This window comes from Stenotrophomonas sp. STEN147 (genome assembly GCF_056757995.1).
This window is the reverse complement of record NZ_JBRRCG010000002.1, coordinates 114169-128817: the sequence shown is the minus strand read 5'-3', so window position 1 is coordinate 128817 and position 14649 is coordinate 114169. Positions and strand designations below refer to the sequence as shown.

Annotated in this window: 14 protein-coding genes; 9 read left to right on the top strand and 5 right to left on the bottom strand. The window is 66.9% G+C overall.

All coding sequences use genetic code 11. The features are described from left to right. Positions 1-4: 4 nt before the first annotated feature. On the bottom strand, positions 5-574 hold the full coding sequence (locus ACVOKU_RS03455) for a CGNR zinc finger domain-containing protein (protein ID WP_481559080.1): 570 nt from the start codon (positions 572-574) through the stop codon (positions 5-7). 80 nt (positions 575-654) lie between these two features. Between ACVOKU_RS03455 and ACVOKU_RS03450 the strand changes: the two genes are divergently transcribed. The 3 genes from ACVOKU_RS03450 to ACVOKU_RS03440 all read left to right on the top strand — a co-directional run bounded on the left by ACVOKU_RS03450 (position 655) and on the right by ACVOKU_RS03440 (position 4443). Further along, entirely contained in the window at positions 655-1617 is a 963-nt protein-coding gene (locus ACVOKU_RS03450; protein WP_481559079.1) for an alpha/beta fold hydrolase, read from the top strand. A 78-nt stretch (positions 1618-1695) separates the two neighbouring features. Further along, positions 1696-3891, top strand: a complete 2196-nt coding sequence (locus ACVOKU_RS03445) for an AsmA family protein (RefSeq protein ID WP_481559078.1) — start codon at positions 1696-1698, stop codon at positions 3889-3891. Between the two features lie 66 nt (positions 3892-3957). Continuing rightward, positions 3958-4443 carry a TspO/MBR family protein gene (locus tag ACVOKU_RS03440; protein WP_481559077.1) on the top strand — a complete coding sequence of 162 codons (486 nt, stop codon included), beginning with the start codon at positions 3958-3960 and terminating at the stop codon, positions 4441-4443. A 13-nt stretch (positions 4444-4456) separates the two neighbouring features. On the opposite strand, the gene ACVOKU_RS03435 is transcribed toward ACVOKU_RS03440, so the two are convergent. Then, positions 4457-4756 (bottom strand): hypothetical protein, encoded by a 300-nt coding sequence (locus tag ACVOKU_RS03435; RefSeq protein WP_481559076.1) that lies wholly within the window; start codon positions 4754-4756, stop codon positions 4457-4459. Positions 4757-4951: 195 nt separating this feature from the next. Between ACVOKU_RS03435 and ACVOKU_RS03430 the strand changes: the two genes are divergently transcribed. The 4 genes from ACVOKU_RS03430 (at position 4952) to ACVOKU_RS03415 (ending at position 10682) form a co-directional block, all read left to right on the top strand. After that, on the top strand, positions 4952-5494 hold the full coding sequence (locus ACVOKU_RS03430) for a biliverdin-producing heme oxygenase (protein ID WP_481559276.1): 543 nt from the start codon (positions 4952-4954) through the stop codon (positions 5492-5494). Between the two features lie 97 nt (positions 5495-5591). After that, a complete protein-coding gene (locus tag ACVOKU_RS03425) occupies positions 5592-7829 on the top strand; it encodes an ATP-binding protein (protein WP_481559075.1) in 2238 nt (745 codons plus the stop codon). Then, on the top strand, positions 7826-8293 hold the full coding sequence (locus ACVOKU_RS03420) for a response regulator (RefSeq protein WP_053518529.1): 468 nt from the start codon (positions 7826-7828) through the stop codon (positions 8291-8293). The genes ACVOKU_RS03425 and ACVOKU_RS03420 overlap by 4 nt, the downstream gene beginning before the upstream one ends. Next, a complete protein-coding gene (locus ACVOKU_RS03415) occupies positions 8286-10682 on the top strand; it encodes a response regulator (protein ID WP_481559074.1) in 2397 nt (798 codons plus the stop codon). The genes ACVOKU_RS03420 and ACVOKU_RS03415 overlap by 8 nt, the downstream gene beginning before the upstream one ends. A gap of 21 nt (positions 10683-10703) precedes the next feature. Here ACVOKU_RS03415 and ACVOKU_RS03410 read toward each other — a convergent pair whose 3' ends face one another. From ACVOKU_RS03410 to ACVOKU_RS03400, 3 genes are read right to left on the bottom strand one after another with little or no spacing between them, the layout of a single operon-like run. Continuing rightward, positions 10704-11372, bottom strand: a complete 669-nt coding sequence (locus tag ACVOKU_RS03410) for an NAD(P)H-binding protein (protein ID WP_481559275.1) — start codon at positions 11370-11372, stop codon at positions 10704-10706. A gap of 32 nt (positions 11373-11404) precedes the next feature. Continuing rightward, positions 11405-12085 (bottom strand): ChrR family anti-sigma-E factor, encoded by a 681-nt coding sequence (locus ACVOKU_RS03405; protein ID WP_481559073.1) that lies wholly within the window; start codon positions 12083-12085, stop codon positions 11405-11407. Then, positions 12082-12705 (bottom strand): sigma-70 family RNA polymerase sigma factor, encoded by a 624-nt coding sequence (locus tag ACVOKU_RS03400; RefSeq protein ID WP_481559072.1) that lies wholly within the window; start codon positions 12703-12705, stop codon positions 12082-12084. The genes ACVOKU_RS03405 and ACVOKU_RS03400 overlap by 4 nt, the downstream gene beginning before the upstream one ends. 131 nt (positions 12706-12836) lie before the next feature. Here ACVOKU_RS03400 and ACVOKU_RS03395 point away from each other — a divergent pair, with 131 nt between their 5' ends. Together ACVOKU_RS03395 and ACVOKU_RS03390 are read left to right on the top strand one after the other, a co-directional pair. Beyond that, complete coding sequence (locus tag ACVOKU_RS03395) at positions 12837-13604, top strand: hypothetical protein (RefSeq protein ID WP_481559071.1); 768 nt, start codon at positions 12837-12839, stop codon at positions 13602-13604. Between the two features lie 93 nt (positions 13605-13697). After that, positions 13698-14648: an acyl-CoA desaturase gene (locus tag ACVOKU_RS03390; RefSeq protein ID WP_481559070.1), complete on the top strand. Its 951-nt coding sequence runs from the start codon at positions 13698-13700 to the stop codon at positions 14646-14648. Position 14649: the final 1 nt, after the last annotated feature.

Genomic DNA, 14649 nt, shown 5'->3' with positions numbered 1-14649 from the left:
GCGTTCAGTCCGGTTGCCTGCGCGAGCGGAACGCCGCCACCTTCATGCGGTTTCCGCACTGGGCCATGCTGCACCAGCGCCGCCGCCTGGATTTGGTGGTGTCGTGGAAAAGAAGCGTGCAGTCATGTGCTTCGCACTTGCGGACCTGCGCCAGATCGCCCTCGGACAGCAGCCGCGCGAAGGCCGCAGCGACAGGTTCGAGCAGGCTCCCGGCGCTGCCGTCACGGCGCTGCTGCAGGAGCCGGGGAACGCCAGAGGCCGCCTCGAGCCGCAGCACCGGCCGCCCTTCTTCCAGAATCCGGTTCACCACAGGGGTCTGGAACGGTACGCCGCTGCGCGCAGCCGCCAATGCGTCGCCCGCCTCCTGCCGAAGCGCGATGGCCAGTGCCAGCAGGCCTGGCGCGACCGGAACCGCATCTGCAAGCACACCGGCCGACGCCAGCCAGCGGAGCACCGATGCGTCATCAACCAGCACCTCCTCGGGCGCGCCTGGCGGCCCGTAGCAGGTGTTGATGAAATCCAGGGCGAGGTCATTGCCCACGAACAGCGGAGGGGCCGGGTGTACGTCGCGCATATGTAACCATTCAAATAAGTGTTGACAGGTTACCACGAGCATTCGTAACCTTCAAAAACACACACAACAGGTTACATGCCATGGGTACGAAACACGCACTGGCCTCTCTGGGACTAGTGGCCGCCGCGTTGGCTGGCGACGTCGATGCGGCTGACGCCCAGATCCACTACCGCTACGAGCAGGTCGGCGATGTGGAGGTCTTCTATCGCGAAGCCGGGCCACGAACCGCCCCCACCGTGCTGCTCCTGCATGGATTTGCCGCATCGTCGTACATGTACCGCGACGTCATCAGCGCGCTTGCCGACCGCTACCACGTGATCGCGCCGGACCTGCCCTCGTTCGGTCACACCCGGGCGCCGGCGCGTGGTGCTTACGCCTACACCTTCGACAACCTGACCACCACCATCGACCGTTTCACCCAGCAGCTGAAGCTGGATCGCTATGCGCTGATGGTGCACGACTACGGGGCTCCCGTCGGCTGGCGCCTGGCCGTGGCGCACCCGGAGAAGATCACGGCACTGATCTCCCAGAACGGAAACGCCTACGAACAGGGCCTGGCCAAGGGTTGGGACCCGATCCGGACCTACTGGCGGCAGCCGACCGCAGCCAACCGCCTGGCGCTGGCCGACTTCCCGACGCCGGCCTCGATCAAATGGCAGTACCTGGAGGGCGTGAAGGACCCGAGCACGGTCGCGCCCGACGGATACACACTGGAGGGGCTGCAGGTCACCACGCCAGGCAACGCGGAGATCCAGCTGGATCTGCTGCTGGACTATGCCTCCAACGTGGCGATGTACCCCGTCTTCCAGGCGTACTTCCGCGATCATCAGCCGCCATTGCTGGCGGTGTGGGGACGCAACGACCCCTACTTCCTGCCTGCCGGCGCCGAAGCCTGGAAACGCGACATCCCCACGGCGGACATCCACTTCTACGACACCGGTCACTTCGCACTGGAAACGCACGCCGCGCAGATCATCCCCGTTGTCCGCCAGTTCCTCGACCGCCACCTCGGCGGAGCTGCGCAGAAGGATATCGGCGACTGATGCGTCGTCGGCCACTTCACATGGTGAACCACGGTACTCGGCCATAGTGGCCGGAGTTCGTCATCATGTTGAGCATTCATGGCAGCAGTCCGCGCGCGCCTCAAGCAGTTGCCTCGCCGGTGGCGCACAGCGCTCTACATCCTGCTCGGCCTCTACGCAGCCTATCTGTTGGCGGGCAACGTCTTCCTCAACACGCCGCTGTTCGACAACGTCACCAACCGCAAGCCGCAGAAGTTCGTGATGACCACGGGCCCGGCGATCACACTGGTGCCGGGCCACGTGATCGCCTGGAACGTGCACATGCGCGGCCACGTCAACCACACGGTGTATGTGCTGCATGCGGAACGTGCCAGTGCGCGCCTTGCCCTCCTCCCCCTGTTCCGGCGCGAAGTCCGGGTGCCGCGGCTGCAGGCGACCGGTGTTTCGGCCGACGTCAGTCGCGTCGATCAGGTCGTCCCCTCGCCCCCCCGCGGCACCCGCGGGTGGACGCTGCGCTTCAACGCCATCCATAGCGACAGCATCCGTAGTGCCCGGCTGGGCAAGCTGCTGATCATCGGCAAGGGAGCCGGAACGGTCGGTTTCCTCAAGCAACTGCGCGGCGGTCCGTCGGAACTGTTCGATTCCCAGGTCCGCTTCGATGCCGCCGACGTCAGTTATGACGGCGTCCAGCTGCTGGGGGACACAGAACTCACGTCCCGCTTCAGCTATCCCCGCCATTTCCGCGACCAGGCGCCCGGCCTGGCCAAACTGGGCCTGTTGCGGGCTGCGCTCAAGGTCAACGCACGAAGCCAGGGGCTGCGCCTGGATACCGGCCTGGCGCAGCCGCGGATCGCCAGTGCCCCGGTGCCGGGGCGACTGCAGATGGACATCCGCATGGACCATGGACGCCTGCAGCCCGGCAGCCACGCGCTGTGGCACGTGCCCCTGCTGCTCGGTGACGGCGCTCCCGGCCGCGGCGTTCTGGCCCTGCAGCTCAACACCGCCGACGACATTCGGCTGCAGGCCCGGCTGCCTCCCAAGGAAGGAACGGGCGCAGCGCTGGACGCCGATCTGCGGATTGCTGGCCGTGAGATTCCTTTCCGCCAGATCGACCAGTTGATCGAACGGACCTCGGGAACGGTGCGCGGCGAGTGGACCTTCACCTCGCTCAACTGGATCCCCGCGCTGTTCGTTCGCAAACCCTGGCTGCAGCTCGATGGCGGCGGCGTCCTGCAGGCGGATCTGAAGCTCCGCAACGGTGAACTGGTGGCGGGCAGCACGGTCGACATTCCCTCCGCCAAAGCGGTTGCCGGTATTGCCGGCGTGACGATGGCGGGCACGGCCAGCGCGCATGGTGAGCTCAAGGGCGGATCGCCCACCCGCGCCGAGCTGTCGGTACGCCTGCCCCGCTTCACTGCCAACCCGACGGACGCGCCGCGCACACGGCTGTTCGATGGCCGCGATCTGCAGGTGACGCTGAGTGGTGACGGGCGCATCCGCGAGCTGCGCAACGGTGTGCGCGCGCACCTGCGTTTCAGTGACGCCACCATTCCGGACCTGGCGGCCTATAACCGCTATCTGGGCACGGACCAGGTACGGCTGCTCGGCGGCACCGGCCAGGTGAGCGGCGACATGCGGCTGGACACCAATGGTCGCATCGGCCAGGGCAGCGCCCGCCTGCTCGGCCGGCAGGCACGTGCGCAGGTCGCGGGGCTGTCACTGGCCGGCGACGTGCAGCTGGATGCAGCCCTGCGCCGCGGCAACTTCACTGACCGCCATTTCGACGTCTCCGGCAGCACCGTCGAGCTGCGCAACATCCAGATGGCCGGTGTCGCACGCAAGACCCCGTGGCGCGGACGTATCGCAATCCAGTCCGGGCGCATCGATGCGCAGTCGCCCTTCCAGGTGGACGCACGTGGCGCCGTGGCAATGAGCGATGCCTCGCCCCTGCTGGCGGTGTTTGCCGAGCGCGGCGACTATCCGCGTTGGGTGCTGTCGCTGCTCGACGCTGGCCAGGTCGATGCGCAGACCGCACTGCGCTGGCGGCCGGGGCATCTCACCCTGGACGAGCTGACTGCGGAGAATGACCGGTGGTCCGTCCGCGCCCGCCTCGATCTTCCCGGCCAGCACAAGCGCGGCGATCTCTATCTGCGCTGGGGCGTGCTCGGCGCCGGCCTCGAGCTCGACGGCGAGCAGCGCCGCTGGCACCTGGCAAAAGCCCGCGAGTGGTTTGATGAGCGCCCCTCCCTGCTGCCCGCCTCGGCGGCCCCTGCGCAGCACGCGCCTGGGGACTGATTGCCGGCGCTGCATCCAAACGTGCCAGTTGTTCGTATTGGTTCGAGACCCACGCGAGGATGCCCGATGAAACGAACAACGCAGGCCCTTGGACTGGCCGGCTGGATTACGCTGACCTTCGTGGCAGCGGCGCTTGGCGCACGGGCCTCGATCTCGGCATCGGATTTCTACTCCACCCTGTCGCTGCCCGCGTGGGCGCCTCCCGCCGGGCTGTTCGGACCGGTCTGGACGGTGTTGTACGCGCTGATGGCAGTGGCTGCGTGGCTGGTCTGGCGCGAGAAGGAACAGCGCCACACCACGGTGGCAGTGGTGCTCTACATCGTGCAGCTGGCCGCCAACACCGCATGGAGCTGGCTGTTCTTTGGATGGAAACAGGGTGCGCTCGCCTTCGTGGATATCCTGGCCCTGCTGGCGCTCATCATCGCCACCGTCATTGCCTTCGCGCGCATCCGGACGCTGGCGGCGATCCTGCTACTGCCCTATCTGCTGTGGGCAGGGTTCGCCGCCGTACTCAACTACGCGGTGTGGCAGGCCAACCCCGGAGCCCTGTAAGGCGGTGCGCGCTTCAGGCGGTTGCTTCAGGCGCAGGCTGCCAGCTGCGCAGGGTCGCGCCCTTCAGCGACTGCTGCCCGCAGCCGGTCGGGCAGCGCAGCACGCGGGTGGCCGACATGCTGACCAGGCCCTGCCCCTCCACCGCCTTGAACACCGTCTCGCAGCGCAGGCAGCGCGCCACCATGGAATACAGGTGAACGATGCGGCGGGTGCCGGGGTCCTGCAGGAGATCAACGTCCAGCAGCTGGAACTGGCAGCTGTCCGGCATCGCGCGCATGGAGTGGGACGTGTTCGGGGGTGTCTGCAGGTTCACGACGGAGCGCCAGTGGAAGTGTCCTGCGTACGTTATGGAAACCGGCGTGCAGCGGGTGTGCAGTGCACATGCAGTGACCGCGAAATCTCCTGCGGACCGCGGACCGGTTCTGCTAGGGTGCCGCAGATGCACAGTCCATTGCCGACCTCCGATCCACCCGCCCGCTGCCAGCAGTCTACCGGTAGTCCGTTGAGCGTGTACCTGAGGGAGGCCACGCGGTCGGCGCACGGCAGCCTCGATGCGTTCCTGATCGGGCAGCGCCTGTTCGAATCCACACTGCGCTACGGACGCTTCCTCCAGGTCCAATGGCATCTCCACCACGCCGCAGCACCGCTGTACAGGGACCGGCTCGCGCTTCCGCTGACGTCACGACTGGGGCTGGTTGAGCAGGACCTGCTGGACATCGGCGCCCCGCTGCCCCCAGCACATGCCTGGCGTCCCAGGCTGCAGCACGCATCCCGTGCGTCGGCATTGGGTTGGCTGTACACCGTCGAGGGTTCTGCCCTGGGTTCGGCTGTCCTGCTCAAGTACGCCGCCGCGCTGGGGCTGGGTGCCGGCTATGGCGCCCGTCACCTTGCGCCTTCAGCTGCAGGCGTGGCCGAGCAATGGCGGATCACCCGAGCGCATCTGGATGCGGAACCCCTCACGCAGCAGCAACGCCGGCAGGCGTGCAGTGCCGCGCAGCAGGCGTTTGCCTTCGTGCGGCGCTGCGCAGCTGAAGTGTTCAGTAATGCATGAGCAGGCGTTCACATCAACCGGACGGTATGCGGCCGCGCCATTTTCCGTCACCATTCCATTCAGCCCGCCCCGTCACGAATCATGAGTACCGTCCTTGATGCCTTCCGCTGACCGCACCTGGAACGATGCACTGTCGGACTGTGCGCGGGAACCCATCCACACACCGGGCGCCATCCAGCCCTACGGCGTGCTGCTGGTGCTTGATCCGCTGACGCTGGTGGTGCGCGAATGTGCCGTGAGCCAGCCCATCGCGCTGCGGCAGTTCGGCGATCCCTTGATGCAGCATGTCGAGAACGCACTGGGTGGGGTGATTGGCCCCTTCGTGCATCGCCTGCGGCACATCGCACCGGGCGGCACCCTGCACCTGGGCGCGGTGCACCTGGATGGACTGGGACGCCACCAGCTGCTCGCGCATCGTTCCAACGAGGATCTTCTGATCGAGCTGGAAGCTCCCGTTGCCGGCCAACCCGGCTCCCTGGAGGAACTCTACCCTGCGATCCGCGAGCTGATGCTCGCCATCGAGGGGGCTGCGACGGTGGAGGATCTCTGCCAGCTGGCCGCCGCACACATGCGCAGGATCGCCGGATTCGACCGCACGCTGGTCTACCAGTTCGATGCCGGCTGGAATGGAACCGTCGTCGCCGAGGATGGCAACGGCATCCTGCCTTCGTATCTTGATCTGCGCTTCCCGGAATCGGATATCCCGGCGCAGGCGCGCGCCCTGTATCTGCATAACCGGGTGCGGCTGATCGCCGATTGCGATTACACGCCCGTCCCCCTGGTGCGGGCCGGGCATCATCGCCAGGCCCCGCCCACCGACTTGAGCCTTTCCACGCTCCGCAGCGTCTCGCCGGTGCACCTGCAGTACATGCGCAACATGGGCACGGCGGCATCGATGTCGGTCTCGCTGATCCACGAGGGACAGCTGTGGGGGCTGGTGTCGTGCCACAGCGCACAGCCGCGCCGGCTGCCCTATCACGTGCGCACGGCCTGCGAGTTCATGGGACAGATCCTGTCACTGCAGATCGCGCTGAAGCAGCGCGCACGCGCCGTGGAGGAGCGGGTCGGACGCCGGTCCTTGCTGGTCAAGCTGCTGGGCCGCATGGCCGGCGACGAGGACTTCATGGCCGCGCTCCGCCGCGACCCCGACAGCCTGCTTTCGCTGACCGGCGCGCAGGGCGCGGCCATCGTGCACAGGAACGACTGCGTGCGCCTGGGCCAATGCCCCGGGAATCCGGAGGTACTGGCGCTGGCACAGTGGCTCGCGACCGCGCACGTCGGCGAGGAAATGTACTTTACCGATCAGCTGGCCGCGGCCTGGCCGCCTGCGGAGCAGTTCTGCGATGTTGCCAGCGGCGTGATCGCCGTATCCATCTCCCAGCTGCATGACAGCTACCTGATGTGGTTCCGTCCAGAGGTGGTGCGCACGGTCAGATGGGGTGGCGATCCACGCAAGAACGCAGGCGGCAGCGACGCCCTGTCGCCACGGCATTCCTTCGAGGCATGGAAAGAGACCGTGCAGCAGCGCAGCCTGCCGTGGAACGAGGCCGACTGCGATGCGGCGCTCGAGATGCGCAACGCCATCGTCGACATCGTGCTGCGCAAGGCGGAAGAGATGGCCGAGCTGAACGAGCAGCTGATGCGCAGCAACAAGGAGCTGGAGGCGTTCTCATATTCCATCAGCCATGATCTGCGCGCCCCGTTCCGGCATATCGTGGGCTATTCCGAACTGCTCGGCAGCTCGGCAGGCGAGCGTTTGAACGAGACCGAGCGGCGTTTCCTCGACACCATCGTCGATTCGGCCAAATCGGCCGGCACGCTGGTGGATGATCTTCTGAGCTTCTCCCAGATGGGCCGCTCGACGCTGGGTCGCGCACGCATCGACATGGCAGCCATGGTGGAGGATGTGCGGAAGATGCTGGAGTTCGAATACCACGGACGCGACGTCCACTGGCAGATCGGGGACCTGCCGCAGGTTGAGGCCGACCCCACCATGATGCGCCTGGTCTGGCAGAACCTGCTGTCCAATGCGGTGAAGTTCACCCGCGAGCGCACGCACGCGGTGATCGCAGTGGCGCACGAGCGTTCGGCAAGCGAGGATGTTTTCACTGTGCGCGACAACGGCTGCGGCTTCGACATGCGCTATGTGGACAAGCTGTTCGGCGTGTTCCAGCGGCTGCACCATGTCGAGGAGTTCGAAGGCACCGGCATCGGCCTCGCCAACGTGCACCGCATCATCGGCCGCCATGGCGGCCGCACCTGGGCCGAGGGCGAGCCGGGCAAAGGCGCCACCCTCCATTTCACCCTGCCCCTGCATTCTGGAGATGTTCAATGAGGGACCTGCGGCCGATCCTCCTTGTCGAGGACAGCCCCAAGGATGCTGAGTTGACCCTGGCTGCGCTGTCGCGTTGCCAGCTGCTCAATGATGTCATCCATGTGCGTGACGGCGCCGAGGCGCTGGACTATCTGCGATGCGAGGGCGCCTTTTCCGGTGCCCGCCATGGCGGCCCCGTGGTCGTGCTGCTCGATCTCAAGCTGCCGAAGGTCAATGGACTGGAGGTGCTCGAGCAGGTTCGTGGCGATCCCGTTCTCAGCAGTACCCCGATCGTGATGCTGACCTCGTCGCGGGAGGAGCAGGACCTGATCCGCAGCTATGAGCTGGGGGTCAACGCGTTCGTGGTCAAGCCCGTGGATTTCAAGGAATTCTTCGACGCGATCCAGGGTCTTGGCATGTTCTGGGGAATCACCAATCAACCACCGCCGCATCGCCCGAATGGCTCGGGACACCACCATGGGTGATATCACCGACCGCGGCGAGCGCCTGCGCATCCTCATGCTGGAGGACAGCGCACTCGATGCGGAGCTGATCTCCGCCCAGCTGCTGCGGGCCGGCCTGGATTTCGAGGCGGAGCGCGTGTGGACGCGTCGGGGCTTCCTCGATGCCATCGACAGCGGCACGCATGACGTCATCCTCGCCGATCATGTATTGCCCGGCTTCGATGGCGATGCGGCCCTGGCTCTGGCGCGCGAACGCATCCCGCATACACCATTCATTTTTGTTTCCGGCACGCTTACCGAAGAACTGGCGGTGCAGGCCCTGACCCGTGGCGCGCGCGACTACGTGGTGAAGCAGCGGCTGCAACGACTGCCGGACGCGATACGGCGTGCACGGCAGGAGGCGCACGAGCGTGGCAAGCTGGCCCAGGCCCAGGCGGCGCTGAATGACAGCCAGGCGCAGTTGCAGCAGATCACCGACGTGGTTCCGGCGCTGATCGCGCAGTTCGATCACGAACACCGCTTCCGCTTCGCCAACCGTGCGTTTCTCGACTGGCACGGGGTAAGCCTGGCCGAGCTGGAGGGACGGACTGCGCGTGAGATCAGCGGGATTTCAGCCTTCGAGGAGGCGCTGCCCAGCCTGCAGCAGGTCCTGCAGGGAGAGCGCGCCAACTTCCAGGCCCGTCTTGCCCATCGCAGCGGTGAGACGCGCTTCGTACAGATGGACTGCGTACCGGAGCGCGCAGCCGATGGCCGCGTGGTCGGCTACATCTGCGTGGGCAGCGACGTTTCCCAGCTCAAGCGCGCCGAACTGGCCCTGCGCGAGGACAACCAGTCGCTGGAGCGGCAGGTTCAGGCGCGCACCGCCGAGCTCCGGGCCAGCAAGCGACGCCTGCAGTCCATCTTCGAGTCCAGCTTCCAGCATCAGGTGCTGCTTGACCTGTCCGGGCGTGTCGTCGACGCCAACGTTGCCTCGCTGGCCGCGGTGCTGGCCGAGAAGGCGCATGTTGTGGATACCCCCTACTGGCAGACGCCCTGGTTCACCACCACGCCCGGAATGAGCGAGGTGATCGACAAGGCGGTTGCCGATGCCGTACGTGGGCGCAGTTCCCTGCACTCGCTCGAACTGGAGCTGCCCACCGGCCGGCGAAGTTTCGACGTTTCATTCCGTCCGTTGCAGGACGGCGCCGGCGAGGTCACCGCGGTGGTGTCCGAATCCGTGGAGACCACCGCACGACTGCAGGCAGAGCATGCACTCCGGCAGGCGCAGAAGATCGAGGCGGTCGGGCAGCTGACCGGCGGCATCGCCCATGACTTCAACAACATCCTGACGGTCATCTCCGGCAACGTCGAGCACGCGATGCTGTTGAGCGGCCATCCCGGAGCGTCGGCCGAGGCGACCACACGCGCACTGGACAATGCCCTGAAGGGCGTCTCACGCGCGGCAAGCCTGACCCAGCGGCTGCTGGCCTTCGCACGCCGCCAGCCCCTGCGCAGCCAGGCCGTCAATCTCAACGACTGCATGCTCGGAATGCAGGACATGCTGCAGCGGGCGCTGGGCGAGCTGGTGCGACTGGAGATCAGCACGGCTGCCGGCATCTGGTGCGTGGAACTGGACGTCGCGCAGCTGGAGGCATCCGTGCTCAACCTCGCGGTGAATGCACGCGATGCGATGCCCAGCGGCGGCCGGCTGAAGGTCGAGATCGACAACAGCCATCTCGACGGCGACTACGCCGCGCTGTTCCCCGATGCAGTACCGGGCGAGTATGTGATGCTGCGTGTCCGCGACAACGGCCACGGCATGCCGGCCGACACGCTGGCGCGGGTGTTCGAGCCGTTCTTCACCACGAAACAGGTGGGGCGTGGCACGGGGTTGGGGCTCTCCATGGTGCATGGTTTCGTCAAGCAGTCCGGCGGCCACGTCCTGATCGACTCCGTGGAGGGCGGAGGAACCAGCATCACCATGATGTTCCCGCGCTCGCCGCTGCCACTGCCCTGTGAATCTCCCGCGCCGGCAGCGGGCCTGGCCGGCTATGAACAGCGCGGCGAGACCATCCTCGTCGCCGAAGACAATGACGATGTCCGCGCATACACCGTCGACGCTCTGCGCCAGCTGGGCTACCGCGTCCTGGAGGCACATGACGGGCCGTCCGCGCTGCGGCTGCTGGAACGCCCGGACGCGCGCATCGATCTGCTGTTCTCCGATATCGTGATGCCCGGCATGTCCGGCTGGGAACTGGGTCGCGAAGTCAGGGAGCGCTGGCCTGAGGTGGCGATTCTGTTCACATCCGGCTATCCGCGCGATCATGACGCGCCGGGGGGCGCGGGCCGCTCTGCGGCGCTGTTGAGCAAGCCATTCACGCGCGCCGATCTGGCCGAATCGATCCGCGGCGTGCTGGCGTCCTCCCGCTGATGGACCGGGGCGCGCGCCGGCTCAGGGGCCTTGTCGGGTTCCGAGCCGGTTGATCTGCGCGCACTCAACGACGCCCGGCGGCTGTGGCATGTCGGCCAGTGCAACCATGGCCCGCCCCAGGGCCAGATTGCTGGTCGCGATGGAAGGGGCCATGCGTGCAATCAGCCCCAGCAGCGGGGCGCCGACACCATAGAGTGGCTTCATCCACGAATGCACCGTGCCTGTACCTGCAACAGGCTGTACACCGCCTGGTCGCAACATCACCGTACGGATCGGCAAGCGGGCCAGCGCCTGTTCGGTCTGCCCCTTCACCCGCAATGGCATGATGCGGCTCTGCGGATCAGCATGAGCCCCGGACACGTACAGGAAGCGCCCCTGCGGACATGCCTGGGCGAACGCCGAAGCCACGGCAAGCGTGGCATCGAAGGTGACCGCGCGGTACTCGGCTTCGCGGATTCCCACCGGCGGCGCTCCGGCGCAGTAAAGGCAGGCGTCGAATCCCGAAAACAGGTCAACACTGCCGGCGGCCTGCCGGAAATCGGCGAGCAGCAGTTCGGCGACCTGCTGCCCCGGCCGGCTGCCCGGCCTGCGGACCAGTGCCGTGACACGCTGCACCCGGGGCGATTCCAGGCAGGCCAGGACAACGCCCTGCCCCACCAGCCCTGTTGCGCCGGCAACGAGCAGCTTCATGCGGCCAGGGGCGGCGTGACTGTCCACGCGGCTCAGAGTTTCACGAAACGCTGGATGCGGCGCGCCAGCCAACCACTGAACACCAGCGGGGCATCCAGCGCGGATACACAGATGCATGGCACGCCCGGCGCCGTCACCGGCTGGTGCTCGACGTCCTCGTCAAGATCCGCGACATCGCCAGGCGCGAACAGGCCCAACGCATCGTTGTAGGAACCGCGCAGGATCTGCGTCAGTTCGCTCTGTCCGTGGCTGTGCATCGGCAGGCACTTTCCGGGGGCGATCTTCAGCATGATCAACGATGGCATCTGTTCGGCCCGGATGCAGTGCACGCCAGGCGCGATCCAGCGCCAACGCAGCGCTGCCAGTGACCTGCCGAAATACGGGTGCAGCGATGCCGGCAGGTGGTCCGGATCGGCCTCCGGCCGTTCGCGCGGGACCTCCCGCGGCGATGATGGCTCGCTCGCTGCCGAGACCGCTGGCGAGGACAGGCGGGCCAGCATGGCATCGCGCAGGGCGTCCCGGCGGTCTTCGGCAAGCGCAGGCTGGGTGTGTTCCAGCAGCGCCGAACCGATCGCCTCAGCCTCCCGCAGGCGCTGCCGGCACACCGGGCAGCGCTCGAGATGCGTGCCGGCGACGATACTCAGTGGCGCCGGCAGTGCGCCGGCCGCATAACTCATCAACGTCGATTCGTGCAGATGGTGGTGCGGGCTCATTGCGCACCTCCGATCCGCGACTGCAGGCGCAGGAATGCGCGGCGGAGATGCGACTTCACGGTCCCCAGCGGCATGCCCAGAATGGAGGCGATCTCACCGTGGCTCTTGGCCTCGAAGTACGACATCCGGACCATGCGCGCCTGCACGGCCGGCAGTTCGTTGATGCGCTGGCGCAGCCGTGCATGGTCGGCAAACTGCTCGGCGCTGCTGCGCTCGACCAGGTCCGCGGCAGCGGCCTCTTCGACGGCCGCCTGGACCTGCATCCAGCTGCGCTCGCGCCGGACCCGGTCGATATGCAGGTTGCGGGCGATCCGATAGAGCCATGTACTCAGTGCCGCCTGCGCCGGATCGTAGTCTCCAGCGCGCAGCCACACCTTCAACAGGCATTCCTGCGCAAGCTCTTCCGCTACGGCATCCGGCACGCCGAGTCCGCGCAGATAGACGCACAACCTGGGCATGAAGTGGTCATAGATGCGCATGAAGCAGTCGCGGTCGCGCAACCGCGCCACCGCGTCCATGTCGCCGGTCCAGTTCAGTGCGTCAGTGGTGGGCTGCTGGGAACTGGACACGAGGCGGGCGGTGTCGAAGGGAACGGGAGGGCTGGCGGCGTCAGGGTACATCTGCGGTCGCGGCGGGCTGGTGAAGGTCTGTCCTGAGTACGGGCCACGGCCCCGTTTGGATGCAGCACCGACCTGCATCCAGCAACGGCCCTGCCGCGTATGCCAGAACACATCCTGCCGGAGCGCCTTCGATGCGCCTCACCTTCCTGCTGCTGTGCCTGCCCTGCCCCGGGCTGGCGGCCACCCTGCTGCACAACGAGGGCGTCGCCACCCTGCCGGATGGCCGGGTGGCCTACCGCGAGATGCATTGGCAGCGGGGCGCCACGGAAGGCGCCGAGCGCTGGGTCCAGTACCTGTGCCCGGACGGCCAGCCCTTTGCACGAAAGCACATGGCGGCCACGGATCGACCGCTGGCACGCGGCTACCAGCTGTTCGACCAGCGCTCCGGCCAGCAGGCTGACGTGGCGATGTCCGGCGATGCAGTCCGCATCTCGTGGAAGGAGAGTGCCTCGTCCACATCGCGGCAGGCACGCCTGCCAGCGCCTGCCGGTGCAGTCGTCGATGCCGGCTTCGATGCGGCCGTGCGCCAGCACTGGACACCGCTGCTGCAGGGAACCGAGGTCTCCCTGCCCTTTCTCGTCCCCGGGCGCCAGCGCTTCTATCCGGTCAAGGTCAGCTGGCGTGGTGCGAACCGCTGGCGCGGGCTGGCTGCACAGTCATTCGAGGTCCAGCTGGACACCTGGTATGGCGGCGTGGCCCCACGCCTGTCACTGGTCTACGCCGAGGCCGATCGTCGCCTGCTGGAGTTCCGCGGCACCAGCAACCTGCGCGATGCACGTGGCACTTACCCCGCCGTGGTGGTGCGCTTCGACAGCCCGCCTGCGCCCCAGCCGGACAGCCAGTGGCAGCAGGCGTGGGCGCGGCCTCTGGTCGCCGGGTGCGCCGTTACGGCGAAGTGAAGACAAACAGGAAGACGAAGAATCTGCAACGAGGCGCATCCATTTCCCGCCCTGCCGCGTAGAGAAACACACGCCTCCCTCGAGATCCGCCCCATGGCTTCCGCAGCGCCCCTCCGCAGCCGACGCGAACGCCTTCTGAGCACCCTCCGGCGCTGGTTCGACGCCGGCACTGCAATGGACACCGACAGTGGGCGTGCGGATCGGATCGACTGGCTGCGCGCGGTGCCATTCGCACTGATGCACCTGGCCTGCCTCGGCGTGATCTGGGTGGGGGTGTCCTGGATCGCCGTGGCCGTGGCAGCTGCGCTCTACGCGATCAGGATGTTTGCGATCACCGCGTTCTATCACCGCTACTTCTCGCATCGAACCTTCCAGGCGCCGCGCTGGGTGCAGTTCGTATTCGCGGTGATCGGCGCTTCCAGCGTGCAGCGGGGCCCGCTGTGGTGGGCCGCGCACCACCGGCATCACCACCGCCACGCCGACCAGCCGCAGGACCCCCATTCCCCACGCCAGCGTGGATTCTGGCGCAGTCACATGGGCTGGTTCCTGACCCGCGAGGCGTTCACCACCGACCTTGCCCGGGTGCCTGATCTGGCTCGGTTCCCGGAACTGCGCTGGCTGGACCGCTTCGACATCGCAGTGCCGGCACTGCTGGCGGCAGGCCTTTATGCACTGGGTGAGCTGCTGGAACGAGCAGCGCCCGGCCTGCACACGTCCGGGCCGCAGCTTCTGGTCTGGGGCTTCTTCGTTTCCACCGTCGTCCTGTTCCATGCCACGGTCACCATCAACTCGCTGGCGCATCGCTTCGGCCGGCGCCGCTTCGATACCCGTGACGACAGCCGCAACAATCTGTGGCTGGCACTGCTGACCTTCGGCGAGGGGTGGCACAACAATCATCACTTCTTTCCCGGCTCGGTCAGGCAGGGCTTCCGCTGGTGGGAGGTGGACATGACCTGGTACGGGCTGCGCGCAATGGCCGCCCTGCGGCTGGTCAGCGGACTCAAACCCATCCCAGCGTGGGTCCTGGACAAGGCGAGATACTGAC